Consider the following 25,199-nt stretch of genomic DNA (forward strand, 5'->3'; position numbering starts at 1 on the left):
CCATGGACGAGGACTGGGAACATCCGGCAGCTGGGGCCGTCGTCGCGTACTTCGACCTGAACCGGTACCCCGTCGGCGCCGTGCGCCGGGGCGTGGCCAGCGGGACCGTGATCGTCGACCCGGGCACCGACGAGCAGTGGATCCCGGTGCGGAGCGCCGACGGGACCGGCGACCTGGTGCCGGCCGTGCTGATCATCGACGTCGAGCCGGACTGATGGCGGTGGAGCTGTGGCGTCCGGCGTCCTGGCGCGCGATCATGGGCGCATGACCGCCTGGCGGGACGTCGAGCAGGCCGAGCCCGAGTTCGCGCGGCGCGTGCGGGCCCTGTTCGACGCGCATCGGCACAAGACCATCGCCACGCTGCGGGCCGACGGCTCGCCGCGCATCTCCGGCATCGAGGTCGTGTTCGAGGACGGCGAGCTGGTGTTCGGGTCCATGGCCCGGGCCCGGAAGGGCGCCGACCTGCGGCGGGACCCCCGGTTCGCCCTGCACGGCGCCACCGTCGACCCGGTTGACGGCCAGGAGGCGGCGTGGCCGGGCGAGGCCAAGATCGCCGGCCGGGCCGTGTCGGCCGGGCCGGTCACCGAGGGACCGGACGGGGACAAGTTCCGGGCCGACATCACCGAGGTCGTGCACACCCACCTGAACGAGGCGGCGACCCTGCTGGTAGTCGAGTGGTGGACGCCGGCCGACGGCCTACGCCAGATCGAGCGCGAGTAGCCCCACCTGAGTGGCTCATTTCGCCTTTTGCCCCCACGTGAGTGGCTCAGGTGGCGCCGGGCGCGAAATGAGCCACTCACGTGCGGGAAGGGGGCGTAGCTCAGCGGCGGCGGAACTTCATCAGGTCCGTGTCGGTGAGGCCGGCGGCCGGTAGGGCGGTGGGCTCCGTGCGGGACGGGCGCAGGCCGTCGAGGATGAAGCCGAGGGCGCGGCGGTGGAGCTGGGGCCGCTCCTCGCCGCCGAAGGCCATGGCCGCCTGCACGGCCAGCGACAGCACCATCATGTCGCTGGCCTGGAAGTCCTTGCGCAGCACGCCGCCGCGCTTGGCCCGGCGCACCAGCTTGATCAGGTGCACGCCCATCGTCTTGTGGTTGCGCTCCAGCAGCTCGGCCAGCCGGGTCGGGGGAGTGCCGCGGGCCCAGCCCAGCGACTCGGTGTAGCCGCCGGTGGTGAGCTCCCGCAGGCCCCGGTCGGTCGCCAGCTCCAGAATGGACTGCTCGAAGAACTGAACGAAGCCGTCCCAGACGTCGGTGGCGAGGCTGGCCTGTTCGGCCAGCTTCTCGGTGGCGTGGACGCGGTCGGCGTAGACGTCGTGGATCAGGTCGTCCTTGTTGGCGAACCGCCGGTACACCGTGCCGACGCCCACACCGGCGTGCTTGGCCACGTCGGCGAGCGTGGCGCTGAGGCCCTGCGCCGCGAACACCTCGGCCGCGGCCCCGAGCACCCGCTCCAGATTGGTCCGCGCGTCCCGCCGCAGCGGAACCTCATCCGACGACACTCCGGCAGGTTATCGGACCCCGACGACGGAGTTCTCACCCTCGGTGGCCCCGGGAAGGCGGATCGTGACGACGAGACCACCGGTGGGGCGGGGTGTGAGTTCGAGGGCGCCGTCGTGAGCCCGGACGACGCTGTGCACGATGGCCAGCCCGAGGCCGACGCCGGCGTGCTCGTCGGTGCGCACCCGTTCCGTGCCGCGCTGGAAGGGTTCGGTCAGGGTCGGCACCAGGTCGGCGGGGAGCGGATGGCCGGTGTTCTCGACCCGGAGCACCGCCGCCGAGGGCTGCGATTCGGTGTGCACGGTGACGGTGCCGCCGGCGGCCAGGTTGTGCACGATGGCGTTCTGCACGAGGTTCGTCACCATGCGCAGGATCAGCGCGGCGGAGCCGACAACAGGTGTTGTCGGGCCGGTGACGTCGAGGGTGATCCGGCGTTGTTCGGCCAGCGGGAGCAGCGTCTCGGCGGCCTCCTCGGCGATGAGGGAGAGGTCGACGGGCTCGCGGGCGAAGCTCCCGCCGTCGCTGCGGCTGAGCAGCAACAGGGCCTCGGTGAGGTCGATGGCCCGCGTGTTGACGGTGTGCAGGCGTTCGATGACCTCGGCCTTGTCCCGCGTGGGGTCGTTGCGGGCGACGTCCAGCAGCGTCCGCGAGATGGCCAGCGGGGTGCGCAGCTCATGGGAGGCGTTGGCCGCGAACCGCTGGTGTTCGGCGACGTGGGACTCGAGTCGTTCGAGCATGGTGTCGAACACGTCGGCGAGCTCTCGGAATTCGTCCTTGCGGCCGGCCAGGCGGATCCGATGGGACAGCGTTCCGTTCGAGGCTTTCCTTGCGGCGTCGGCGATCCGGGTCAACGGCGCGAGCATCCGGCCCGCCAGCAGCCAGCCGCCCAGTAGGCCGACCACCAGCAGGAAGATCATGGCCACGGCCGCGGCGGGCGTGAAGATCCGCACGAGCAGGTAGCGGTTGGGGTCGATTCCCAGCAGGCCCTTGCTCTTGTCCGGGATGTAGCGCAACAGGAACATCCACACCACGACCAGGAGTGCGGCGCCGGCGATGAGGAGGAACCCGGCGTAGCTGAGGGCGAGTTTCCACCGGGCGCTGAGCCCGGGGCGCCTAGTCATCGGCGTTGTCGATGCGGTAGCCGACGCCGGGCACCGTGGCGATCAGCCAGGGCTCGCCCAAACGCTTACGCAGTGCGGAAACGGTGATGCGGACGGCGTTGGTGAAGGGATCGGCGTTGTTGTCCCAGGCCCGTTCCAGCAACTCCTCGGCGCTGACCACACCGCCCTCGGCGGCGACGAGCACTTCGAGCACGGCGAACTGCTTACGGGTCAACGCGACGTAGCGTCCGTCGCGGAAAACCTCACGGCGGAAGGGATCCAGCCGCAGGCCGGCGATCTCGCTCACCGGCGGCCGGGCATGTGCGCGCCGTCGGTCCAGCGCCCGCAGTCGCATGACCAGCTCGCGCAGGTCGAACGGCTTGGTGAGGTAGTCGTCGGCGCCGAGGCCGAAGCCGGAGGCCTTGTCGTCGATCCGGTCGGCCGCGGTCAGCATGAGGATCGGCATGCCGCTGCCGGCGGCGACGATGTGCCGGGCCACCTCGTCGCCGGAGGGGCCGGGGATGTCGCGGTCGAGCACCGCCAGGTCGTAGGAGTTGACATTAAGCAGCTCCAGCGCGGTGTCGCCGTCGCCCGCAATGTCGGCCGCGATCGCCGCCAGCCGGAGGCCGTCCCGGACGGCTTCGGCCAGGTAGGGCTCGTCCTCCACGATCAGCACGCGCATCGACGCAGCCTAGGCCGCCGAGCCTATCGCGGGCGTATGCGTTGCCAACATACGTGCATGCATGTATGAATAACGTCGTGCGACGAACCGCGGAGGAGTCCGCCCGAACCCGGGCCGCCCTGATGGACGCGGCCCTGTTCGTGTTCGCCGAGACGGGCGTGGCCAACGCCCGGCTGGTGGACATCGCGGCCAGGGCCAACGTGACCAGAGGCGCCGTGTACCACCACTTCACGGACAAGATGGCGCTGTTCGGGGCCATCCTGGCCGAGTCGTGGGACGCGCTGACGGTGTCGGTGTGGGCCGAACTCGACGGAGAGGGCCCGGTCCGCGAGCGGCTGACGGCGTTCCTCGTGGCCTGGCTGCGTGATCTGCGGGAGAACGAGCGGTTCCGCGCGCTGCTGACGATCACGATGAGCGGCAGCGTGCCGAAGCCGGCCGACATGGACGACGAGATCGAGATCCGGGCCTATCACGACTGGCGCGACCGCCTGGCCCGGCACGTCTCGCCCCACGCGGCGTCGAGCCTGCTGGCCTGGCTGTGCGGCACGGCCATGCTCGCGGCGGCCGACACCGACCTGCTGCCGCCGGCCGATCCCGACGGGGTCGAATCACTGCTCAGGGGGATGCTGTGACCACCATCAAATCCGGGACCACCACCAAGCCCGGCGCCGCCGTCGCGGTCACGACGATCGCGCTCGGCGTCGACATGTTCCTGTACGGCTCGATCGTGCCGATCCTGCCGAGACTGCCGGCGGTCAACGGATCGGCGCTGATCTCCGGCCTGCTGTTCACCGCCTACGCGGCCGCGCTGCTGGTGGCCACGCCGTTCGTCGGCATCTGGGTCGACCGCGCCGGACCGCGGCCGGCGATGCTGGCCGGCCTGGTCGGACTCGCCGTCACGACGGTGTTGTTCGCCGGTGTGGCCGGCGGCAGCCTGGCGGTGCTGCTGATTGCCCGGGTGGCCCAGGGAATGGCCGCCGCGGCGTCCTGGATCGCCGGCCTCGCGCTCATCGCCGCCACGCACGACGCCAGTCGACGGGGTCGGGTCATGGGCCTGGCCCTGTCGGCCATCGGCATCGGCGTGCTGCTCGGGCCCGGCATCAGCGGCGCGCTGGCCGACGCTTTCGGCACCGCTGCGCCGTTCCTGGTCGTGGCCGCGTTGGCCGCGGCCGATGCCGTGGCCCGGTTGGTCCTCATCAAGCCCATGGCGGTGGCGGAAAGCCGTACGCCACTGAGGACCGTCCTTCGTGGACCCAAGGTGCCCCTGCTGGTGCTGTTGACCGCCGTCGGCGCCGGCAGCATCGCCTTCCTGGAACCGATTCTGCCGCTGCACCTGAGCGGTCTCGGCCTCGACTCCACGATGATCGGCCTCGTGTTCAGCGCCGGCGCCCTCGTCGGCGCGGTGGGGGCGCCGCTGGCCGGCCTGTGGGCCGACAAGCTGCGCCCCGCCCCGGCCGCCGCGATCGGCGCGGTGGTCGCCGCCGTCGGATTTCTGTTGGCCGGCATGGGATCCACCGTCGTCAGCATCATCGGCGTGCTCATCGTCGACTTCGGTGCCACGCTCGTGCTCGCGCCTACTCTCGTCCTCATCGGTGTGCTGGCCGAGCACTCCAGCCCGCCGGCCTACGGCGCCGCGTACGCCCTCTACAACCTCGCCTACACCACCGGCCTCGCCATCGCGCCAATCGCCTCGGGCACGACGGCCAGGCTGCTCAGCGTGCCGACCGCCACCATCGCGGCCGCGGTCGTCGTCGCCGTGCTGTCGTTGGGAGCCTTCGCTGTGCGGAGTGGGAACGTCAGTGACCGTGGAACGCCTCGGCCAGCCACCACGAGCCGCCGTCCTCGATGATCTTCGCGTCGATCACCAGCGGGGTGTCGCGGGTGCCGTCGAGCCAGTCCTGCACGGGTTTGAGGTCGGCGGCGGCGCGGACGGTGAGGCCGGTGCAGCCGAAGCCGCGGGCGATGGCGGCGATGTCGGTGGGTGGGAAGCGGACGGTGGCGTGGTCGCCGGTGAAGTGGTGCACCTCGGCGCCGTAGGCGGCGTCGTTGTAGACGATCACCACCATCGGCAGGCCAAGGCGGGCCACGGTTTCCAGCTCGCCGGCGGCCATGTGGAAACCGCCGTCGCCCAGCGCGGCGACGGGCAGCCGGTCGGGGCGGGCGATCGCGGCGCCGATGGCTGTGGCCAGGCCGAGGCCGATGGACTGGAACGCCTGGGTGAAGCAGAACCCGAACTCGTCCGGCACGGCCAGATAAGCGCTGGGATAGCCCATGAAGTTGCCGGAGTCGACAGAGACGATCCGCTCCGCCGGCAACGTCCGGTCCAGCTCCGACGACAGCGTGCGCGGGTCGATGAGCTCCGAAGTGGACTCGTCGGCGAAGTCGGCGGCCGACCACCGGGCCCGCGAGGCGATGCGTTCGCGGAGTTCGGGGGAGCGGTAGCCGGTCTTCACGCCGTCCAGGCCGGCCAGCACCGCCCGGGCCGTCATTGCTGAGTCGCCGACCACGCCGACGTCGACGGGGCGGTGCGCGCCGAGGGCGTCCTCGTCCAGATCGACCTGCGCCAGCCGGGCCGAAGGGCCGATCAGCTTGCCCTGTCGAGTGGTCCACCGGTTCAGGGCGCAGCCCCAGCCGACCAGCAGGTCGGCGTCACGGATCAGCTCCGCGGCCAGCGGCGACGAGAAGCCGCCGGAAATGCCCAGCGCCCAAGGGTCTTCGTGAAACAGGCCGTGAGCCACGGCCGACGTCGCCAGCAACGCGCCGCAGGCGTCGGCGAGGGCCCGAATCTCCGCCCCGGCGCCGCGACCGCCGCGGCCGGCGATGAACACCGGCCGCTCGGCGGCGCCGATCAGGGCCGTCAGCTCCGTGACATCAGGTGTTGTCGGGCGCGGATAGGCCTTCAGCGCGACGGACTTCAGCTCCACTCCGGTCATCGCCTGCACGTCAACCGGCAGGTTGAGCACGATCGTGCGCCGCTCGAACCGCGCCGTGTGCACGGCGCGAATGGTGTCGACAACAACTGTTGTCGGGTCGGTGATCCGCATCGGGACAGCGCCGACCGAGCGGGCCAGCGCCTCCTGGTCGATGCGGAAGTTGTTGAGGGGATCGGACTCCGGCGACTCGGCCGTGAGCACGATCATCGGCGTCCGGCTCTTCGCCGCCTCCCCGATCCCCGTGACGGCATTGGTCAGCCCGCACCCCTGGTGCGTCGACACCAGCGTGATCCGGCCGGTCATCCGTGCGCAGGCATCGGCCGCGGTGGCCGCCGCCCCCTCGTGCCGGGTGGCGTAAAAGGGGACACCGGCGTCCCGGAGGGCGTTCGTGACGTGGAAGTTCCCGCTGCCCACAACCCCGAACACCGGGCCGACGCCCAGGTCCGCCAGCACCCGTCCGACGGCCTCGGCGACGATCACGCCCGCTCCACGAACGCGTACACGCGGGCCGGGCTGCCCGAGCCGCCGACGATCGGCAGCGGCGACACCACCAGCACCACGCCCGTCGGCGGCAGCTGCACCAGGTTGCGCAGCTGCGTGAGGCCGCACTTTCCCGCGCCCAGCAAGCGATTGTGGCACGGGAACATCGGCTCCAGCTCCGCCGCCCGCCCCGCGTCCGTGCCGACCGTCTCCACCCCGAAGCCAACGATCGGCGCCTCCTCGGCCAGCCACTGCGCGCACTCCGGCGACACGCCCGGGCTGTGCTGGCCGTTGAGGAAGCTCTCCTGGTCGCCCGACCGCGCGTCCCAGCCCGTCCGGTACAGCAGCCAGCCGCCGTCCGGCAGCGGCCCGTGCTCGCGTTCCCACTCCCGCACATCGTCGACGCTCAGCAGGAAGTCCGGGTCCTCGGCCACCTTGGCCGACGCGTCCAGCACCACCGCCGGGGCCACCAGCGTGCGCAGCGGGATCTCGTCCACGCTGTCGCCGTCCCGGCCCGACACCCAGTGGTTCGGGGCGTCGACGTGCGTGCCGACGTGCTCGCCGGTGTGGATGTCGTTCCAGTACCAGGCCGGCCCCCGGTCGTCGTAGCGGCTGATCTCCTCCAGCCGGAAGCTCGTCGTGTTCGCGAACGGCGGCGGCAGTTGAAGTACCGGCGTGCTCGCCGACAGCGGCGCGGTGAGGTCAACGACCTCCACGTTCCCGCCCGCCAGCCCCGTCACCAGATCGGTCAGCACGGCCATGGTCTGCCTCCTTGACTCGGGACCTACCGGATCCTCTCCTAACCTGGCACCCATGACCACCGACAACGGGCAGCCGTTCCGCCGCGCCGTGCAGGCTCCCGTCCGCCGCGCGGCCGACGAGTTCCGCCGGCTCGCCGACGCCCTGGACGCCGCGGCCGCCGAGGTCGAGGTGCTGGATCGGGGTCTCGGACCGCATCCCGCCGCCGACCTGGCCCGCACCGTCGTCCAGCAGATCCAGGCCGTCGGCGGGCAGGTCGACTACGGCACCCTGCTGCGGGCCGCCGCCGACCTCGACGCCGTCCTCATGGGCGCCCCGCTGGCCGCCCCGCCCCCGCCGACGGTCGCCACCGGCCGCTTCGGCCGCCGCGCCGCCCAGGCCGCCCCGCCGCCCGCCCCCGCGCCCGTCCCCGTCAACACCATCTCGCCCAACACCCTGTGGGTCGAGGACGACCCGGACGCCGGCCGTGTCCGCTATGTCTGGGTCACCGCCCTGGACGCCAAGGGCATCCAGGCCGAATGCCGCGCCTGGCGCGACGAGACCAACGTCCGCGTCCGCCCCACCGTCATCCCCGTCGCCCAGTTCCAGCCCGGCCTCCACCGCCCGGCCGACGAGCAGGAGTACCGCCGCGCCGCCCAGATCATCGTCGCCCTCCGCAGCACCGGCGTCGACGTCACGGTGATGCGCCCCCTGCTGGAGTACGCGAAGAAGGACACCGGGCGGTAGGCCGTTCGGCTGATGTCGGGCGTCCATTCGGGCGGTCGATGCGCGTCGGGCTGGTGGGCCGTCGGCCGGGTGCCCTAGCACTGTGTAGACGGCAGGCAGGTCGCGCGGCGAGTGAGGACGGGCCCACATGGTCGACATGGCGGCTGTGGAAGCGCTGATGTGGCAAGGCGATCCGCTCGCCGACGGGGTGATCGCGGACCTGGTCGCGACGGGGCGGGTCGAGGCCGTGAACGAGGTCCTGGCCCACCTGCGGGACAACGATCAGCCCATTCCGGAGAATCTGCCGGAATCGGTGCGGGCCTACCTGGTCGCCACGGACGACCCGCCGCCGTGGGCCGACCTCGACCGCGTGGCGGAGGCGTACGAGTTCTTCGTGGACGACGGGGTGCACGTCGCCTCGGTGCTGTCGTTCGGCGCGATGGTCAACTGCTACGCCCAGCCGCGGCCGTCGCGGGTGCTGGCGCTGACGCATCGGCTCAACCAACCGCACCGGCGGCTGTCGGAGACGTCGCAGTTCGTGCTGAACATGATGGGGCGCCAGCCATTCGGCGCCGGCGGTTCGTTCGTGCCGACGGTCCAGAAGACGCGCCTGATCCACGCCGCCGTGCGGCACTTCATCACGGGCTCGGGCCGCTGGGACGTCGAGGCGGACGGGGTTCCGGTGTGCCAGCAGGACATGCTGGGCGCCCTGCTGATCTTCTCGGTGCAGGTGGTCGACGGCATGCGCCGCATCGGGATCTCCGTGACCGAGCACGAGGCCGCCAGCTACTACTACGTCTGGCGGGTGACGGGCGCGATGCTCGGCATTCCCGTCGAGGTCATGCCCGAGTCGATCGACGAGGCACGGGAGCTCAACGCCGTGATCGTCGGGGCCACCTACGGGCCGTCGGCCGAAGGCGTTGCCCTCACCCGGAACCTCATCCGGCTGTACGAGGACATGGTGCCGGGCAAGGCGTTCGACGGTGTTGTGTCGGCAATGGTCCGCCAGACGGTCGATCCCCAGGTCGCCGACTGGATGGAGGTCCCGAACTCGCGGACCTGGAACCGGGCGGTGCGCGCCGGCACCTGGCTGATGCGTGTCCTCGAACGGGCCGAGGACCGCAGCAGGGTGGCGACGTCCATTTTGGACAAAGCCGGCAGCCTGCTGCTGGGCGGCAGCGTCCGCACGCTCACCAATGGCCAGTCGACCGCCCTGAACATCCCGGCCGACCTGCGTGAGAAATGGCTGGATGCCGGCGTCTGCCCCATCAGCCCGAGCTCTCGTCCAGGCGCAGCGTCGAGGTGATGCGGTAGCGGTCGCCCCGGTAGACCGAGTGCGTGACCTCGACGACGCGGCCGGTGGTGTCGCGGGTCGTGCGTTCGATCTGGAGCAGCGGCGAATACACCGGCACGTCAAGGAATTCGGCCTGTTCGGGGTTGGTGAACGAGGGCTCGATGCTCTGCACGGCCTCGGCCACGCGGATCCCGAACCGGTCGCGGAGCAGGTGATAGAAGTTGCCGGTCTCCATGTCGGCGGCTTGCAGCCCGGGCACGAGGTCGGCCGGCAGTTCCAGGTGCTCGATGGCGATGGGCTCGTCGTCGACGAGGCGGACCCGGGTGACGCGGAGGGCGGGGTCGCCGGGGGAGAGTTCGAGCCGGGCGGCGACCGGCGGCAGGGCGGGGGCGACGGCGAAGGAGACGACCCAGCTCGTCCACTCGCCCTCGGCCGGGGGAACGGCCATGCCGTTGCCGGCGAGCTCCTGGGTGACCTTGTGCGGGCTGGTGAACGTGCCGCGACCCCGCTGCCGCACCAGGAAGCCGTCCCGGGTGAGGTCGTCGAGGGCGGCGCGGACGGTGGGCCGGGACACGCCGAGCTGCTGGGCGAGCTCCCGCTCCGACGCCAGGCCGGTGCCGGGGCGGGTGTTCTCGATCAGCCCGAGGATGTGCCGGCGGACGACATCCCGCTTGGGCGAGGGCTTGTACGGCTCAGCGGTCACGGCGTCGTCTCTGCGCAGGTGGTCGGAAGGGCGTTGAGGGCGTCGAGCAGGTCCATGTGCACGGCCAGCCGGCGCCGGAACTCATCGTAGTCGGGGGCGGTGGTCCGCCACGCGGTGTCGGCGAACGCGCAGAGCCGGGGGAAGGCGAGCCGCCGGACGTGGTCGGGCGTGGGGGCGAGCTCGGTCCACAGCTGGGCCTGCGCGCCGAGCACCCCGGGCCGTGACCCGGCGGCCACCGGCAGCCCGCCGGCCAGCGGATCGAACCCGTACACGTCGGCCACGGTGGTGACGATGCCGGAGTGTCCGGCCGGCTCCTCGGGCCGGTAGTCGAGGTAGGTGGAGCGGTGCGGGGCCATGATCACCTGGTGGCCGTCCGCAATGGCCGATGCCCCGTGGGCGGCGTCCCGCCACGCGGTGACGACCGTGCCGGCCGGCATGCCGCCCGCGTGCTGCCCGGTCTCGGCCCAGCAGACGGCGGTCCGCCCGAGTTCACGGAGCGTGTCGGCCATCTGCCCGAGGAACCAGCCGTGCAGCCGGCCGGGGTCGTCGAACCCCAGTTCCGCGGCCCGCGCCAGTGCGGAAGGGGCGGTGGACCACTGCGTCGTCGGGCACTCGTCGCCGCCGATGTGCACGTACGGCGCGGGAAAGACGTCGGCGACCTGCCGCAGCACGTCCCGGCAGAAGGCGAGCGCGGTGTCGTGCACGCCGAGGATGTCCTCGCTGATGCCCCAGCTCGTCCACACCGGCAGCCGCCGCTCGGGGAAGTTGCCCAGCTCGGGATACGCCGCCAGCGCCGCCCGCACGTGTCCGGGCATCTCGATCTCCGGTACGATCATCACGCCCCGGGCCGCCGCGCAGCGCACCAGCTCCCGCAGCTCGGCCTGGGTGTAGTAGCCGCCGTGGGGCCTGCCGTCGAACTCGCCGCTGCCGGCGGGGCCGATCATGCTCTCCGGCCGCCACGCGCCGACGTCGACCAGCCGTGGCCAGCCGGCGATCTCCATGCGCCAGCCCTGGTCGTCGGTGAGATGCAGGTGCAGCACGTTCAGCTTGTGCAGCGCCATCACGTCCACGAACTGGTGCAGGAACTCCAACGGCATGTGGTGCCGGGCCACGTCGAGCAGCACACCCCGCCAAGGCAGCCTCGGTGCGTCGCGGATCCGTAGGCAGGGCAGGCGATTGCCGCTCACGAGGCTGCGCAGCGTCTGAACACCGTGCAGCAGGCCGGTTTCCGTGGTCGCGGTCAGGTGGACCTGCTGCGGCCGGATGTCCAGCTGGTAGCCCTCGGGACCGGGGCCTCGGCTGGCGAGTTCGAGCCAGATCGACGGTGCGGAGCCGTTTGCGCCGCGCAGCCCGAGGTAGCCGGCCAGCAGCTCGCCGGCCCGCTCGGCGCCGGGTCCGCAGCTGATCCGTCGCCCGGGGTGCAGCGGGAAGGCGCCCGGTCGCGGTTCGACGTGGTGGGGACTGGGGATGATCATCGGTTAGCCCTTCACCGCCCCGGCGGTCATGCCCTCGACCAGTCGGCGCTGCACCAGGGCGAAGAACACGACCACCGGCAGCGCGAACAGGGTGGAGGCGGCGATCAGGCCGCCGTAGTCGGTGCCGGTGCTCGTGCTGAACGACACCAGCCACACCGGCAGCGTGTAGCCCGACTGGTCCTTCATGATGACGTACGCGAACAGGAAGTCGTTCCAGGCCGTGATGAACGCGAACACGCTGGTGGCGATGATGCCCGGCAGCACGAGCGGCAACAGGATGCGTCGGATCACGGTGCCGCGGCTGGCGCCGTCGACCATGGCGGCCTCCTCCAGTTCGACCGGAATGCCTTGCAGGAAGCCCCGCAGCGTCCAGATGGTGAACGGCAGCACCAACGCCACATAGGTGAGCCCCAACCCCAGGAACGTGTCCAGCAGGTGCACGGCCTTCAGGCTCAGGAACAGCGGGATCACCAGCGCCGGCACGGGCACCATCTGCACGACGAGGACGCCGATGAGGAAGCCGCGCCGGCCGGGGAACCGGAACCGGGTCAGCGCCGTAGCGGCCAGGAACGCGACGGCGATGGCTGTGACAACAACTGTTGTCGTGATCAGGACGCTGTTGCCGAGGTCGCGCAGGAAGCCCGACTTCGTCACGGCGTCGACGAAGTTGTCCAGCGTGAACGGGAACGGCAGGAACCGCGGCGTTGCACTGAGGATGTCCCCGTATGGCTTGAACGCCGTGGTGACCATCCAGTACACCGGGAACAGCCACACCACGCAGAACAGCGTCGCCGCCGTGTTGCGAGCAATCCTCACAGTGCCTCCCCGGAGCGGACGAGCCGCCGCACGTACACCGCGGTCATGGCCACCAGCAGCACCACCGACACCACGGCGATCGCGCCGCCCTGGCCGAACGAGTTCTTGCTGAACGCCGTGGTGAACGTCCAGATGCCCAGCGTCGTCGTCTGCCCGCTCGGGCCGCCCTGGGTGAGGATCCAGATCTGGTTGAACACGGTGAAGTCCCAGATGACCGACAGGATCGTCACCAGCCCCAGGATCGGGCGCAGAAACGGCAAGGTGATCGTGGTGAAGGCCCGGATGGGTCCGGCCCCGTCGATCGCCGCGGCTTCGTAGTAGGAGCGGGGAATCTGGGTCAGGCCGGCGTGCAGGGTCAGCGCCACGAACGGCACCGACTGCCACACCACCAGCAGCCACACCAGGGCGAACGCCGAGAAGGCCGAGGTGGTCCAGTCCCGCTGGGTGAGATCGCCGAGCACGCCGACGCGGGTGAGCAGCCAGTTCACCACGCCGTACACCGGCTGGAACAGCCACTGCCACACCAGCGTGGACGCCACGTTGGGGATGGCCCAGGCGGCGATCAGCGCGAACATCACCGCCACCCGCATCCGCCGGCCCAGCCCGCCCATCAGCAGCGCGACGCCCAGCCCGATGACGAGTGTGCCGATCACCAGCGTCGCGCAGAAGACGATGCTGCGCACCAGAACCGGGCCCAGATCGGGGGACCGCAGGACCGTCAGGTAGTTGGCCAGGCCGGCCCAGCCGACGGTGCCGGTGAACAGCGACCGCAACCCGTAGTCCTGCAAGGAGATCAGCACCAGCCGGACCAGCGGATAACCCAGCACCAGGGCCAGCACGGCCGCCGCGGGCGCCAACAACCCGTACGGCAGAAGAAGGTGTCGCCGGCGCCGGGGCGGTGGTTCGGCGCCGGCGACGGTCGCCGCTGCTGCCGGCGGCGACGTCTGGAGGGTGCTCATGCCGCGTTCAGGGCCTGGTCGAGGTGCGCGTCGAAGTCGCGGGCGGCGTCGGCGGTCGACTTGCGGCCGGTGGCGATGTCGGCGAAGAAGGTGTTGATCGACTTGTCGCTCTCCACGGTCGCCCAGCCCGGGGTCGCCGGCGTGCTGCCGGAGGACTTGGCGGCGGCGAAGAACGCGGCGCTCAGCGGTGGCAGTGACGGCGTCACCTGGTCGATGATCTGCGTGGACACCGGCGTCCAGCCGTCGATGCCGGCGATCGCCGCCTTCTGCACGGCCGGATCGGCGGCGGTCTTCAGGTACTGCATCGCCAGGTCCTGGTTGCGGGACTTGGCCGCGACGCCGAGATCGGAGCCGCCGAGGAACACCGGCTGCGTCTTTCCGGTGGTGGCGCTGGGGAACGGGAAGGTGCCGATGTCGTCCTTGATGGACGGGTTGTCCTTGAGCACGGTGTTCACGCTCGTGTCGAGAATGGCCGAGGTCGCGCCCTGGGCGAACATCGCCGCCTGGTCCGGGGCCTTGGTGTCCACGTTGCGCGAGGCCGCCCCGGAGTAGGCGTTCTGGAACTGCTGCCACGCCTTGAGACCCTGTTGTGCGGCCGGCTTCTCCAGCGCGCCCGTCCACTTGCCACCGTCCTGTGTGGCCAGTTGGCCGCCCGCGTCCCAGACGAACTGCAGGGCCCCGTACCAGTACTGGCCCGGGAAGTTGAAGGCGGCGAACGCCGGGTCTGGATTGGCCGCCCTGACCTTGTCCAGGTCGGCCGTCAGGTCGGCCAAGGTGGTGGGCGGCGTGGCGACGCCGGCCTTGGCCCACAACGACTTCCGGTAGATGACCGCCCGGTTGCCGGCGAAGAGCGGGGCCGCGTAGATCCGGCCGTCCACGGTCGCCGGGCCGGACAGCCCCGGCAACCAGTCCTGGCCGGCGGCCAGCTCGGCCTTGTGGTCGGTCAGGTCGGCCAGGGCCCCGTTGGCCGCGAACAGGGGCACGTCGGTGTTGCCGATCTCCAGCACGTCCGGGGTGCTGTCCTGGGCCAGCGCCGTGCTGATCTTGGTGTTGATGTTGTCCCACTCCTGGACCTGCACGGTCACCGTGGCCCCGGTGGCCTTCTCGAAGGCGGCGTCGATCGCGGCGACGGCCTTGTCGCTGAGATCGCCGTCCATCAGCCACACGGTGATGGCCTTGTTCTGCGAGGTGACGGCCGGTCCGGCGCCGCACGCGGCGGTGAGGGCGACGGCGGCCATGGCTAAGGCGGCGAGGCTTCGTCTGGACATGGCGTCAGAGCGTGATGGTTGACCATTGGTCATGTCAAGGCTCTTGACAGTCGGCCGAGCTGGGATCACCGTGTACGGCATCCGACTTACCATTGGTCAGTCGGTGTCGACGAGGCCGCCACGCGTCGTTCGACCGAGGAGAGCCCGATGGACCACACCCCTGCCCGGCCCCGGGGCCGCCGCCGTGCCGCGATCGCCGCCACCGCGGCGGTGTGCGCGGCGGCCAGCCTCTACGCCATCCATCCCGCGCTGGCCGCGACGCCCGCGCTCAGCGTGCAGTACAAGACCTCGACACCGGCCAGCGCCGGCGAGGCCGAACCCTGGTTCAAGATCGTCAACACCGGGTCGGCGTCGCTGGCCCTGAACCAGGTCACCCTGCGCTACTACTTCACCGCCGACACCGGCGGCTCCTACGTGTTCGCCTGCGCCTGGGCCGTCGTCGGCTGCGGCAGTATCAGCGGCACCGTCGGAGCGCTGGCCACACCGACCGCGACCGCCGACCACTACCTCCAGGTCAGCTTCACCGGCGGCTCGGTCGCCCCCGGCACCGACAGCGGCGACATCCAGCTGCGGCTGTACCGGTCCGACTGGCAGAACGTCAACCAGGCCAACGACTATTCGTTCAACGGCGCCGACACCAACTACGCCGTCAACACGAACGTCGCCGCCTACGTCAACGGCGCCCTGGCCTTCGGCGCCGCCCCCGCCGGCGGGGCCCCGACGACCACGACAACAACTGTTGTCACCCCCAGCGGCGCCGCGCTGTTCGACGACTTCCACTACAGCGGCTCGTCCGACCCGGCGCTGGCCGCCCACGGCTGGAGTGTGCGGACCGGCAGCGGCGGCCCCGGCATCGCCGACACCTGGTCGGCCAACGCGATCAGCTTCCCGTCCGACTCGACGGCGACCGGCGGCAAGGTCATGCAGTTGGAGGCCAGGACCGACGGCACCGCGGCGAACACCACCCAGGCCGAGATCGACACCGCGCAGCGCAAGTTCGAGGAAGGCACCTACGCCGCTCGGGTGTACTTCACCGACGCGCCGACCAGCGGCCAGAACGGCGACCACGTCAACGAGACCTTCTACACCATCACCCCCGACGAGCCGCTCTACAGCGAGTTGGACAACGAGTACCTGCCCAACGGAGGGTGGGGCGCGCCCGGCCCGACGCTCTACACCACCACCTGGTACAGCGCCGACGCCATGGACCGTGTCACGCATAACGTGCTGTCCAGCCTCAAGGGCTGGCACACGCTGGTGATGACCGTCGCCAACGGCACCGTCACGTACTATGTGGACGGTCAGGTCTACTTCACCAGCAACGGGAAGTACTATCCGCGCGACAAGATGACCATCGACTTCAACGAGTGGTTCATCGACCTGCCCTTCACCGGCCAGCGCACCTGGGACCAGAAGGTCAACTGGGTGTACTTCAACGCCGGCGCGCTGAGCCCGGCCCAGGTGAACAGCGCCGTCGCCGGCTACTACGCCGCCGGCACGCACTTCACCGACACCGTCCCCAACTGAGCGATCCGCCCCCGCCCGAACGGGCGGGGGCGGCCTAATTCGATTGACCACGCTCGTTCGGGCGCGCTGTCATGGCCGGTATGACCACCGAGCAGCTGCCCGAGCACGTGCGGGCCAATCGCGAGTACTGGGACGGCATGGCCGACCAGTGGGTCGCCGCCGGCGAACGCTCGTGGGCGCTCAACGAGGTGACCTGGGGCGTGTTCAGCGTCCCGCAGGCCGAGGTCCCGCTGCTGCCGGACGACGTCAACGGCCTGGACACCATCGAACTCGGCTGCGGCACCGGCTATGTGAGCTCGTGGCTGGCCCGGCGCGGCGCTCGACCCGTGGGCATTGACAACTCCTCGGAGCAGCTCAGGACCGCCCGCCGGTTGCAGCAGGAGCACGGTCTCGATTTCCCGCTGCTGCACGGCAATGCCGAGGCAGTGCCGTACCCGGACCAGTCCTTCGACCTGGCCGTCAGCGAGTACGGGGCGGCGATCTGGTGCGACCCGTACCGGTGGATCCCGGAGGCGGCCCGGCTGCTCCGGCCCGGCGGGCGCCTCGCTTTCCTCGGCAACAGCGTGGTTTCCATGCTGTGCGCGCCGGAGGACGAGAGCGAGAAGCCCACCGAGCGGATGCTGCGTCCCCAGCGGGACATGCACCGCTTCACCTGGGACGACGGCGGCGTCGAGTTCCACCTCGGCCACGGCGACATGATCCGGCTGTTGCGCGCCAACGGTTTCGAGGTCGAGGACCTGATCGAGATCTTCGCCCCCGAGGGCGCCCCCGACTCGTCCTTCCACTACGCGCCGGCCGACTGGTCGCGGCAGTGGCCGGTCGAGGAGGTCTGGAAGGCCCGCAAGGTCAGCTGACCAGCGACCGCAGGCCGCCTTCGCCCAGCGTCGACCGTCCGCGACGGTCGTTACGCAACGTAATGGCGTTCAGCCCCGCCTCGCCGATCGGGGGCAGACGCCCGGGTTTGACCGCCGGATGCAGGGGAACCCGCTGGTGTGACCCGTGACAACCTCGACGGCCGGACCCGGGACGACCTGCTGCGGGCAGGCCTTGAGGAGGACGGGGTACGCCTGGTCCGGTACGCCGACCGGTGGCCGCTGCCGGGCACTCGGGCCGAGCGGCGGGCCGTGCGCGGGGTGTTCGGCTGGCTCGGCCTGTCGGCGGCCTTCGGCCTCTCGTGCATCGTGCTGTACCTGGTCTGGCCGTTCCGCTATCCGGCTCCGGGCTACGAGCTGTACACGCCGCTGCTCGGGCTGACCGGCGGCGGTTGTGTGCTGCTGCTGGCGGTGGCGATCATCCGGTACGCGAAGAACTTCCTGCCCGAGGAGCAGGCGGTCCAGGACCGTCACGACGAACCGTCGGGCGAATTCGACCGTGCGACGACGTCCGCGCTGGTCACGGACACCGTGCGGCGGGGCGGAATGCCACGGCGGCGGATGGTGCTGGGCATGGCCGGCGTCGGCGTCGGCATTCCTGTGCTCGGGGCGTTGGTCGCGGCGGTCGGGGGCCTGATCAAGTCGCCTTGGAGGCAGCCGCCGGCCGACACCGTGTGGCACACCGGCTGGTACTCCGCGGACGGGCAGAAAGTGTTCCTGCGCCAGGATGTCGGCGACCCGCACAAGGTCGTGCTGGTACGGCCCGAGGACCTTGAGGCCGGCTCGATGCTGACGGTGTTCCCGTTCCGGGAATCCGACCGCGAGTCGCCCGACCGGCTCTCGGCGATCTTCCAGCGGGGCGACAGCCCGGCGATGCTGATCCGGTTGCGGCCGGGGGAGCAGGTCACACCGCGGCCCGGTCAGGAGCACGACAACGTCGGCCAGTACTACGCGTTTTCCAAGCTGTGCACCCATCTCGGCTGCCCGGTGGCGCTGTACGAGCAGCAGACCAACCGCCTGCTGTGCCCGTGCCACCAGTCCCAGTTCGACGTCCTGCGGTCGGCGACCCCCATCTTCGGCCCGGCGGCCCGGCCCCTGCCGCAGCTGCCGATCGCCGTGGACACCGAGACCGGGTTCTTCTTCGCCACGGGCGACTTCCGGCAGCCGGTGGGCCCGGAGTTCTGGGAGATGGGGGGACAATGAAGCCGTCGATGCGCCCGCGCGGCGAGCTGTTCACCGAGGGCACCGTCAGCCACGCCGTGGACGAGCGTTTCCATCTGGCGGGCGGGGTTCGGCGCCAGCTGTCCAAGGTGTTCCCGACGCACTGGTCGTTCCTGCTGGGCGAGATCGCCCTGTACAGCTTCGTCGTCCTGCTGCTGACCGGCACCTATCTCGCGCTGTTCTTCGATCCGTCGCTGCAGGAGGTCACCTACTCCGGCACGTACTCGCTGTTGCGGGGCGTGTCGATGTCCCGGGCGTTCCAGACCACGGTCGACCTCTCCTTCGACGTGCGCGGCGGCCTTTTCGTGCGGCAGATCCACCATTGGGCCGCGCTGTTGTTCATGGCGGCCATCCTCTGCCACATGGCCCGGATCTTCCTCACCGGCGCGTTCCGCAAGCCCCGCGAGCTCAACTGGGTCATCGGCGTCACGCTGTTCACGCTCGGCATGGCCGAGGGTTTCGCTGGCTACTCGCTGCCCGACGACCTGTTGTCCGGCACCGGTCTGCGCATCATGTCCGGCATCGCGCAGTCGATCCCCGTGATCGGAACCTGGCTGAACTGGCTGGTGTTCGGCGGCGAGTTCCCCGGGCAGATCCTCAACAGCCGCCTCTACATCGCCCATGTGCTGCTGGTGCCGGGCATCATCCTGGCCCTGATCGCCGTGCACCTCGCCGTGGTGTGGTACCAGAAGCACACGCAGTTCCCGGGCGTGGACCGCACTGAGCGCAACGTCGTCGGGGTGCGGATCGCGCCGACGTTCGCCCTGCACAGCGGCGCCCTGTTCACCGCCGTGGTCGGCGTGCTGGGCCTGATGGGCGGCCTGTTCCAGATCAACCCCGTGTGGAACTACGGCCCCTACCGGCCCGACCTGATCTCCGCCGGCTCCCAGCCCGACTGGTACATCGGCTGGCTCGACGGCTCGGCCCGGCTCATGCCCGACTGGCCCATCGTCCTGTTCGGACACTGGCGCATCCCGGACGTCTTCTGGCCGACCGTGGTCCTTCCGGTCACCCTGATCACCTTCGCCGCCCTCTACCCGTGGGTGGAGCGCCGGTTCACGCGCGACAAGGCCCGGCACAACCTCCTGCAACGTCCGCGGGACGTCCCCGTGCGCTCCGCCTTCGGCGCCATGGCCCTGACGTTCTTCATGGTGCTGCTCGTGTCCGGTGGCAACGACGTCATCGCCCACGAGTTCGACATCTCGCTCAACGCCACCATCTGGGCCGGCCGCATCGCCCTGTTCGTCCTGCCGCCGATCGCCTACGCCGCCGTCTACCGCTGGTGCGTCGGCCTGCAGCGTCGGGACCGCAAGGTGTTGGAGCACGGCATCGAGACCGGCATCATCCGCCGCACGCCGGCCGGCGACTTCATCGACCTCGAACAACCGCTGGCCGACCGGCCCCTGGAGTACCAGGGTGCGCCCGTTCCGCGACGGGCCAACCAGCTGGGGCTGGCCGGTCGGCCTCGGCCGGGCACCACCTGGCGTCCGGACCCGCCCGAGGAGGTCGCCGCGCTGGAGGCCGCCCGCGCCGAGGACGCCGAGCGCTGGACTCGTCGCTCGACGTCCTCGGACTAGCGGGCTCAGCGCCGGCGGAGCAACAGGATCACGAGCACCAGCACGCCGACGCCGCCGGCCGCGATGACCGCGGCGGGGACCTTGCGGGCCCGGTCCAGCTTGCCGTGCAGGAGGGTGATCGTGTCGACCAACTCCTCGCGGGTGCGCTCGATCTCCTCGCGCAGCAGGGCTGGGTCCGACGGGGTGGTCACTGGGTCACCGCCCGGCGGATGATGGCGGCGTCGTCCTTGACGTTGGCCACGGTCTCCTGGGGCACCGGCGGGACGCCACGGCGCAGCTTGGCGACGGCGAAGGCGCCGAGCAGACCGGCGAAGACGATGAGGGCACCGCCGACGGCGAGGGCCGACAGCCAGGCCGGCAGCACCAAGGCGAGCGCGATGATGGCGCACGCGATGAGGGCGCAGAGGCCGAGGAAGCCGAACAGGGCGGCGCCGACGAGGACGCCGACCCCGATACCGGCGGCACGGGCCTTGGTCTTGACCTCGACGACGGCGAGGGCCGCCTCGTCGCGAACGAGGGTCGACAACTGCTCGGTCAGACGGCCCAACAACTGGCCGGTCGAGGCTTCGTCCTGAGGCATGGGTTCCTCCCAGCGTGACAGTTACTGCTGGGGGACTACCCGCCGGTCAACTCCGCGACACTCCTGAGCACGTCATCGACACTCACGCCGAGCAGCGCGGGGTCGGGATCGTCGGAGAACGGGTCCCCGCGACGCGCGGAGGCGACGGTGAGCGAGCGGTGCGGGCCGTCCGGCGGCGGCCCCCACTGGGCGACGGGGGCCGGTCCGAACAGGACGACCGAGGGCGTGCCGCAGGCGTAGGACAGGTGCGCGACGCCGGTGTCGGCGGAGATCACCAGCCGGGCCTCGGCGACCAGGGCGGTCAGCTGGGCGAGGTCGAGCCGGCCGGCGAGGACGTCCGGCACGCCGACGGCCTCCGCCAGCTCACGTTCCCGCGCGGTCCCGGTCACCACGACGGGCCCGGCGAGCTGCGCCGCGAGCTGGGCGTACCGGGCGATCGGCCAACGACGGCTGCCGTATCCGGCGCCGGGGTGGATGACCACCGCGCCGGGGGCGGCGCTCCTGACCCCGGTGGAGCCGAGCCGGAAGTCGTCCGGCGAGGAGGCGATGCCGTGGAAGGCGAGCATGCGGCACCAGCGCTCCCGTTCGTGCAGGCCATCGGTCCACACTGGCCCGGACCAGCCGTGGCCCCGGTGGCCGACGCGGTGGCGCGGCCGCAGGGCGTCGAGGACGGCGTGGCTCTCCGGACCGGCGCCGTGCAGGTTGACGGCGACTTCGGGACTGTCCACGTCGAGCGGGGCGAGGCCGTCGGTCGGCACGATCTCGTCGATGCCCCCGATCAATCGGGCCACGGGCTCCAGCCACGCCGAGGTGGCCAGCCGGAGCCGGTGGGACGGCCAGTGCCGGCGCAGCCCGCGCAGGGCCGGCACGGCGACGAGCAGGTCGCCGAGACCCAAGGCCCGCAAGGCAAACACGGTCGGCATCGGCGTCGGACTACCCGGGGCGCCACGCGGTCAAACGGCAGTCGCCACGGAGAGTAGTAGTTGTTCGGGCCGCGTTTACTTCTACTCGCAGCGGAAATCTCGACCCGGTGACTGCGCGCCCCGGTTGTGAGGCGGTGCTGTTCGACCGGGACGGCACCCTCGTCGTCGACGTGCCCTACAACGGGAACCCGAGTCGGGTGCGCCCGATGCCGGGCGCACGTCGAGCCCTGGATCTGTTGCGGCGCCGAGGGATCGCGGTCGGGGTGGTGACGAACCAGTCGGGTGTGGCCCGAGGATTGCTCACCCTGGACGACGTCCGGGTCGTGCACCGTCGGATCGAGCAGTTGCTCGGCCCGTTCGACACCTGGCAGGTCTGCCCGCACGGTCCGGAAGACCGGTGCCCCTGCCGCAAACCGGCGCCGGGCCTGGTGCTGACCGCGTCCGCCGAGCTGGGCGTGCCGACGGATCGGATCACGGTGATCGGGGACATCGGCAGCGACGTCGCGGCCGGCCGGGCCGCCGACGCACGGGCGATTCTGGTGCCCACGGCGGTGACCCGCCGCGAGGAGATCGACGAAGCCCCCGAGGTGAGCCCGGACCTCCTTGCCGCCGTGGGAAAGGTGCTGCGATGACACGTCAGGTGCTGGTCGTCCGGCTCGACAGCGAGGGCGACGTCCTCATGTCGGGGCCGGCGGTGCGTGCGGCCGCTCAGGGTGGCCGGGTCACGCTCCTGTGTGGTCCCCGAGGGACGCAGGCGGCGCGGATGCTGCCCGGCGTGAGCGACGTGCTCACGTGGAGCTGCCCGTGGATCGACCCGACACCGTCCGATGTGGACCGCCGTGACATCGAGTCGTTGCGGAAGACCTTGCAGCGCCGCAAGTTCGACCTGGCGCTGATCCTCACCTCCTACCACCAGTCGCCGCTGCCGATGGCGTTGCTCCTGCGGATGGCCGGCGTGCCGTGGATCGCGGCCATCTCGGAGGACTATCCGGGCTCCCTGCTGGACGTTCGGCTGCGGCCCGGCATCGAGGTCGACGAGGACCTGCCGGAACCCGAACGCGCGCTGACCGTGGCCCGGGCGGCCGGCTTCACCCTGGGCCCGACCGACGACGGCCGACTGGCCGTGCGCACGCTGCCGAGGAGCCCGGTGCGTCAACGTCGTTACGTGGTGCTGCATCCCGGCGCCTCGGTGCCGGCGAGGGCCTGGTCGCCGGAGCGGTGTGCCGAGACCGTGGTCGAACTGAGCCGCCGCGGCCTGCACGTGGTGGTCACCGGCGCGCCCGACGAACGGGCCCTGACCGCGCGGGTCGCCGGCGAGTGCGGGATCGACCTCGGTGGCCGCACCAACTTCCCGCAGCTGGCCGCGACCATCGCCGCGGCGGACGCCCTGGTGGTCGGCAACACCGGGCCGGCGCACCTGGCCGCGGCCGTCGGCACACCGGTGGTCTCGCTGTTCTCCCCGGTCGTGCCGGCGCGGCGGTGGGCGCCCTATCGGGTGCCGTACGTGCTGCTCGGCGACCAGGACTCACCCTGCCGCGACACTCGGGCCCGGATCTGCCCGATCGCCGGGCACCCGTGCCTGAACGACGTCACCGCGGCCGAGGTGGCCGACGCGGTCGAGGCCATGCAGGGGGTCCGCGCATGAGCGAGCGCGCCGTCCTGCCGCCGCCCAACTGGACCGCCCCCGACCGCCGCCTTCGCATCCTCGTCTGGCACGTGCACGCGGCGTGGATGTCGGCATTCGTCGCCGGCCGGCACGAATACCTGATCCCGAAGGACGCGCAGGGCGGTGGCAAGTGCGGCCGGGACTGGCCCAACGCCGTCGAGGTCACCGCGCCGTGCGAGGTCGATGTCGTTGTGCTGCAACGGCCGGAGGACCTGGCCGAGCTGCCGGCGTGGGTGCGTCACGAGGTGCCGATGGTCTACGTAGAGCACAACACCCCCAAGGGGCAACCACATCCGATCGCCGATCGCACCGACATCCGCCTCGTCCACGTCACCCACTTCAACGAGGTGATGTGGGATTCCGGCCGAGCGCCGACGACGGTGATCGAGCACGGCGTCCCGGACCCGGGCCCGCGCTACACCGGCGAGCTGCGCCGCGCGGCGGCCGTGATCAACGAACCGGTGCGGCGGGCCAGGATCACCGGCACCGACCTGCTGCCGAGGTTCGCGCCGATCGACGTGTTCGGCATCCACACCGACCGCCTCGACCTGCCGGGCGTGCATCCCGGCGGCGACCTGTGGACCGACGAGCTGCACACCGAGCTGGCCCGGCGGCGGGTGTACGTGCATCCGCCGCGCTGGACGTCGTTGGGGCTGTCCCTGATCGAGGCGATGCACCTGGCCATGCCGGTCGTGGTGCTGGGGGCGACGGAGGCGTTCGAGGCGGTGCCGCCCGACGCCGGCGTCGTCTCGACCCGGGTCGACGTCCTGGCCGACGCCGCCCGTGAGCTGATCAACGCCCCGGACCTGGCCGCCGAGCTGGGCCGACAGGCCAGGCGAGCGGCGCTGGCCAGATACGGGTCGGCGGCCTTCCTGCGGGACTGGGACTGGCTGCTGACCGAAGCCTTGGAAGATGGGAGGCAGTCATGAGGATCTCGATGGTCTCCGAGCACGCCAGTCCGCTGGCTGCCCTCGGCGACGTCGACAGCGGCGGGCAGAACCTGCACGTCGCCGAGTTGTCGGCGGCGCTGGCCCGGCAGGGCCATGACGTCGTCGTGTACACCCGTCGCGCGGATCCGGACCTGCCGACCCGCGTCGACACGACCCTGGGCTTCAGCGTCGTGCACGTGCCGGCCGGCCCACCGGGCCCGCTGCCCAAGGACGAACTGCTGCCGCACATGGGGGAATTCGCCGACACCCTCGCGCGTGAATGGCGGCAGCGACCGCCGGACGTCGTGCACGCGCACTTCTGGATGTCCGGCCTGGCCTCGGTGCTGGGCGCGGACGGCATCGGAGTGCCGGTGGTGCAGACCTTTCACGCCCTGGGCTCGGTCAAGCGGCGCCACCAGGGCGAGCACGACACCAGCCCGGCCGGGCGACCACGGCTGGAGCGCCTGGTCGGGCGGACCGCGTCCCGGGTCCTCGCGACCTGTAGCGACGAGGTGTTCGAGCTGGTGCGCATGGGTGTGCCGCGGTCGCGGATCTCCGTGGTGCCGTGCGGGGTGGATGTTCGGCAGTTCACCCCGAGCGGCCCGGCCGCCGCCCGTGGCCAACGCCATCGGCTGCTGGCCGTGGGCCGCCTGGTGCCCCGCAAGGGTTTCGACATCCCCATCGAGGCGCTGGCCCGGCTGCCCCACACCGAGCTGCTGATCGCCGGCGGTCCGCAACCGTCCGGGCTGTCCTCGGACGCGGAGGCCCGCCGGCTGCGCCAGGTCGCGATCCGTTGCGGTGTCAACGATCGGGTCACCCTGCTGGGCCAGAAGTCGCGGGAGGAGATGCCGGCCTTGCTGCGGTCGGCCGACGTGGTGGTGTGCACGCCCTGGTACGAGCCCTTCGGCATCGTGCCGCTGGAGGCGATGGCCTGCGGCGTCCCGGTGGTGGCGGCCGCGACCGGTGGGCTGACCGACACCGTCGTCGACGGCGTCACCGGAAAGCATGTGCCGCCCCGTGATGCGGTCGCCCTGGCTCGGGCGCTGCGGCCGCTGTTGGACGACCCCACGCTGCGTGCGGCGTACGGTGCGGCCGGCTGCGACCGGGCACACGCCCGCTATTCCTGGGATCGGATCGCCACCGACACCACACAGGTCTACCGGCGCGCCGGCGTGATGCCGGCCGGGTCCGCGCTGGAGGTCTCCTCGTGAACTCCGTCGAGCACGTCGACGAC

At 71.2% G+C, this 25,199-nt stretch carries 27 protein-coding genes; 14 read left to right on the plus strand and 13 right to left on the minus strand.

The window, feature by feature from the left end; all coding sequences use genetic code 11:
* The first annotated feature begins 2 nt into the window (after positions 1 to 2).
* Entirely contained in the window at positions 3 to 215 is a 213-nt protein-coding gene (locus tag AB0M73_RS20735; RefSeq protein WP_363892644.1) for a hypothetical protein, read from the plus strand.
* A 49-nt stretch (positions 216 to 264) separates the two neighbouring features.
* Positions 265 to 720: a pyridoxamine 5'-phosphate oxidase family protein gene (locus AB0M73_RS20740; RefSeq protein WP_363892646.1), complete on the plus strand. Its 456-nt coding sequence runs from the start codon at positions 265 to 267 to the stop codon at positions 718 to 720.
* A gap of 100 nt (positions 721 to 820) precedes the next feature.
* On the opposite strand, the gene AB0M73_RS20745 is transcribed toward AB0M73_RS20740, so the two are convergent.
* Genes AB0M73_RS20745 through AB0M73_RS20755 form a run of 3 tightly spaced genes read right to left on the minus strand, consistent with a single transcriptional unit; the run spans position 821 to position 3,278 of the window.
* Positions 821 to 1,498 carry a helix-turn-helix domain-containing protein gene (locus AB0M73_RS20745; RefSeq protein ID WP_363892648.1) on the minus strand — a complete coding sequence of 226 codons (678 nt, stop codon included), beginning with the start codon at positions 1,496 to 1,498 and terminating at the stop codon, positions 821 to 823.
* Positions 1,499 to 1,507: 9 nt separating this feature from the next.
* Positions 1,508 to 2,617 (minus strand): HAMP domain-containing sensor histidine kinase, encoded by a 1,110-nt coding sequence (locus tag AB0M73_RS20750; protein WP_363892650.1) that lies wholly within the window; start codon positions 2,615 to 2,617, stop codon positions 1,508 to 1,510.
* Positions 2,610 to 3,278, minus strand: a complete 669-nt coding sequence (locus tag AB0M73_RS20755) for a response regulator transcription factor (RefSeq protein WP_363892652.1) — start codon at positions 3,276 to 3,278, stop codon at positions 2,610 to 2,612. Before AB0M73_RS20755 ends, AB0M73_RS20750 begins: the two co-directional genes overlap by 8 nt.
* A 77-nt stretch (positions 3,279 to 3,355) precedes the next feature.
* On the opposite strand from AB0M73_RS20755, the gene AB0M73_RS20760 reads away from it, so the two are divergent.
* The gene (locus AB0M73_RS20760; RefSeq protein ID WP_363892654.1) at positions 3,356 to 3,910 is read left to right on the plus strand and encodes a TetR family transcriptional regulator; all 555 of its coding nucleotides are present in this window, start codon (positions 3,356 to 3,358) and stop codon (positions 3,908 to 3,910) included.
* The gene (locus AB0M73_RS20765; protein ID WP_363892656.1) at positions 3,907 to 5,127 is read left to right on the plus strand and encodes an MFS transporter; all 1,221 of its coding nucleotides are present in this window, start codon (positions 3,907 to 3,909) and stop codon (positions 5,125 to 5,127) included. The genes AB0M73_RS20760 and AB0M73_RS20765 overlap by 4 nt, the downstream gene beginning before the upstream one ends.
* Here AB0M73_RS20765 and AB0M73_RS20770 read toward each other — a convergent pair.
* On the minus strand, positions 5,075 to 6,691 hold the full coding sequence (locus AB0M73_RS20770) for a thiamine pyrophosphate-binding protein (protein WP_363892658.1): 1,617 nt from the start codon (positions 6,689 to 6,691) through the stop codon (positions 5,075 to 5,077). The genes AB0M73_RS20765 and AB0M73_RS20770 overlap by 53 nt on opposite strands.
* On the minus strand, positions 6,688 to 7,452 hold the full coding sequence (locus AB0M73_RS20775) for a cyclase family protein (protein ID WP_363892660.1): 765 nt from the start codon (positions 7,450 to 7,452) through the stop codon (positions 6,688 to 6,690). The genes AB0M73_RS20770 and AB0M73_RS20775 overlap by 4 nt, the downstream gene beginning before the upstream one ends.
* Positions 7,453 to 7,504: 52 nt before the next feature.
* Here AB0M73_RS20775 and AB0M73_RS20780 point away from each other — a divergent pair, with 52 nt between their 5' ends.
* On the plus strand, positions 7,505 to 8,176 hold the full coding sequence (locus AB0M73_RS20780; RefSeq protein ID WP_363892662.1) for a hypothetical protein: 672 nt from the start codon (positions 7,505 to 7,507) through the stop codon (positions 8,174 to 8,176).
* Between the two features lie 136 nt (positions 8,177 to 8,312).
* Positions 8,313 to 9,461: an oxygenase MpaB family protein gene (locus AB0M73_RS20785; RefSeq protein WP_363892664.1), complete on the plus strand. Its 1,149-nt coding sequence runs from the start codon at positions 8,313 to 8,315 to the stop codon at positions 9,459 to 9,461.
* On the opposite strand, the gene AB0M73_RS20790 is transcribed toward AB0M73_RS20785, so the two are convergent.
* From AB0M73_RS20790 to AB0M73_RS20810, 5 genes are read right to left on the minus strand one after another with little or no spacing between them, the layout of a single operon-like run.
* Entirely contained in the window at positions 9,424 to 10,152 is a 729-nt protein-coding gene (locus tag AB0M73_RS20790; RefSeq protein WP_363892666.1) for a GntR family transcriptional regulator, read from the minus strand. The genes AB0M73_RS20785 and AB0M73_RS20790 overlap by 38 nt on opposite strands.
* Positions 10,149 to 11,627, minus strand: coding sequence for a beta-N-acetylhexosaminidase (locus tag AB0M73_RS20795; protein WP_363892668.1), 1,479 nt, complete (start codon positions 11,625 to 11,627; stop codon positions 10,149 to 10,151). The genes AB0M73_RS20790 and AB0M73_RS20795 overlap by 4 nt, the downstream gene beginning before the upstream one ends.
* Positions 11,628 to 11,630: 3 nt before the next feature.
* Positions 11,631 to 12,443 (minus strand): carbohydrate ABC transporter permease, encoded by an 813-nt coding sequence (locus tag AB0M73_RS20800; RefSeq protein ID WP_363892670.1) that lies wholly within the window; start codon positions 12,441 to 12,443, stop codon positions 11,631 to 11,633.
* Positions 12,440 to 13,402, minus strand: coding sequence for a sugar ABC transporter permease (locus AB0M73_RS20805; protein WP_363892672.1), 963 nt, complete (start codon positions 13,400 to 13,402; stop codon positions 12,440 to 12,442). Before AB0M73_RS20805 ends, AB0M73_RS20800 begins: the two co-directional genes overlap by 4 nt.
* Complete coding sequence (locus AB0M73_RS20810) at positions 13,399 to 14,670, minus strand: extracellular solute-binding protein (RefSeq protein ID WP_363892674.1); 1,272 nt, start codon at positions 14,668 to 14,670, stop codon at positions 13,399 to 13,401. The genes AB0M73_RS20805 and AB0M73_RS20810 overlap by 4 nt, the downstream gene beginning before the upstream one ends.
* 147 nt (positions 14,671 to 14,817) lie before the next feature.
* Between AB0M73_RS20810 and AB0M73_RS20815 the strand changes: the two genes are divergently transcribed.
* From AB0M73_RS20815 to AB0M73_RS20830, 4 genes are all read left to right on the plus strand, one after another.
* Positions 14,818 to 16,197 carry a cellulose binding domain-containing protein gene (locus AB0M73_RS20815; protein WP_363892676.1) on the plus strand — a complete coding sequence of 460 codons (1,380 nt, stop codon included), beginning with the start codon at positions 14,818 to 14,820 and terminating at the stop codon, positions 16,195 to 16,197.
* An 80-nt stretch (positions 16,198 to 16,277) separates the two neighbouring features.
* Positions 16,278 to 17,051: a class I SAM-dependent methyltransferase gene (locus AB0M73_RS20820; RefSeq protein WP_363892678.1), complete on the plus strand. Its 774-nt coding sequence runs from the start codon at positions 16,278 to 16,280 to the stop codon at positions 17,049 to 17,051.
* 138 nt (positions 17,052 to 17,189) lie between these two features.
* On the plus strand, positions 17,190 to 18,272 hold the full coding sequence (locus AB0M73_RS20825) for a ubiquinol-cytochrome c reductase iron-sulfur subunit (RefSeq protein ID WP_363892680.1): 1,083 nt from the start codon (positions 17,190 to 17,192) through the stop codon (positions 18,270 to 18,272).
* An 8-nt stretch (positions 18,273 to 18,280) separates the two neighbouring features.
* A complete protein-coding gene (locus AB0M73_RS20830; protein ID WP_363892719.1) occupies positions 18,281 to 19,867 on the plus strand; it encodes a cytochrome bc complex cytochrome b subunit in 1,587 nt (528 codons plus the stop codon).
* 5 nt (positions 19,868 to 19,872) lie between these two features.
* Here AB0M73_RS20830 and AB0M73_RS20835 read toward each other — a convergent pair whose 3' ends face one another.
* From AB0M73_RS20835 to AB0M73_RS20845, 3 genes are read right to left on the minus strand one after another with little or no spacing between them, the layout of a single operon-like run.
* Positions 19,873 to 20,058, minus strand: coding sequence for a hypothetical protein (locus tag AB0M73_RS20835; protein ID WP_363892682.1), 186 nt, complete (start codon positions 20,056 to 20,058; stop codon positions 19,873 to 19,875).
* Positions 20,055 to 20,447 (minus strand): phage holin family protein, encoded by a 393-nt coding sequence (locus AB0M73_RS20840; protein WP_363892684.1) that lies wholly within the window; start codon positions 20,445 to 20,447, stop codon positions 20,055 to 20,057. Before AB0M73_RS20840 ends, AB0M73_RS20835 begins: the two co-directional genes overlap by 4 nt.
* 35 nt (positions 20,448 to 20,482) lie before the next feature.
* Entirely contained in the window at positions 20,483 to 21,370 is an 888-nt protein-coding gene (locus AB0M73_RS20845) for a glycosyltransferase family 9 protein (protein ID WP_363892687.1), read from the minus strand.
* Between the two features lie 107 nt (positions 21,371 to 21,477).
* On the opposite strand from AB0M73_RS20845, the gene AB0M73_RS20850 reads away from it, so the two are divergent.
* From AB0M73_RS20850 to AB0M73_RS20865, 4 genes are read left to right on the plus strand one after another with little or no spacing between them, the layout of a single operon-like run.
* Positions 21,478 to 22,002, plus strand: coding sequence for an HAD family hydrolase (locus tag AB0M73_RS20850; protein WP_363892689.1), 525 nt, complete (start codon positions 21,478 to 21,480; stop codon positions 22,000 to 22,002).
* On the plus strand, positions 21,999 to 23,015 hold the full coding sequence (locus AB0M73_RS20855; protein WP_363892691.1) for a glycosyltransferase family 9 protein: 1,017 nt from the start codon (positions 21,999 to 22,001) through the stop codon (positions 23,013 to 23,015). The genes AB0M73_RS20850 and AB0M73_RS20855 overlap by 4 nt, the downstream gene beginning before the upstream one ends.
* Complete coding sequence (locus AB0M73_RS20860) at positions 23,012 to 23,965, plus strand: glycosyltransferase (protein WP_363892693.1); 954 nt, start codon at positions 23,012 to 23,014, stop codon at positions 23,963 to 23,965. Before AB0M73_RS20855 ends, AB0M73_RS20860 begins: the two co-directional genes overlap by 4 nt.
* The gene (locus tag AB0M73_RS20865; RefSeq protein ID WP_363892695.1) at positions 23,962 to 25,176 is read left to right on the plus strand and encodes a glycosyltransferase; all 1,215 of its coding nucleotides are present in this window, start codon (positions 23,962 to 23,964) and stop codon (positions 25,174 to 25,176) included. Before AB0M73_RS20860 ends, AB0M73_RS20865 begins: the two co-directional genes overlap by 4 nt.
* Positions 25,177 to 25,199: the final 23 nt, after the last annotated feature.

Source organism: Kutzneria sp. NPDC051319 (assembly GCF_040682195.1).
Lineage (GTDB): Bacteria > Actinomycetota > Actinomycetes > Mycobacteriales > Pseudonocardiaceae > Kutzneria.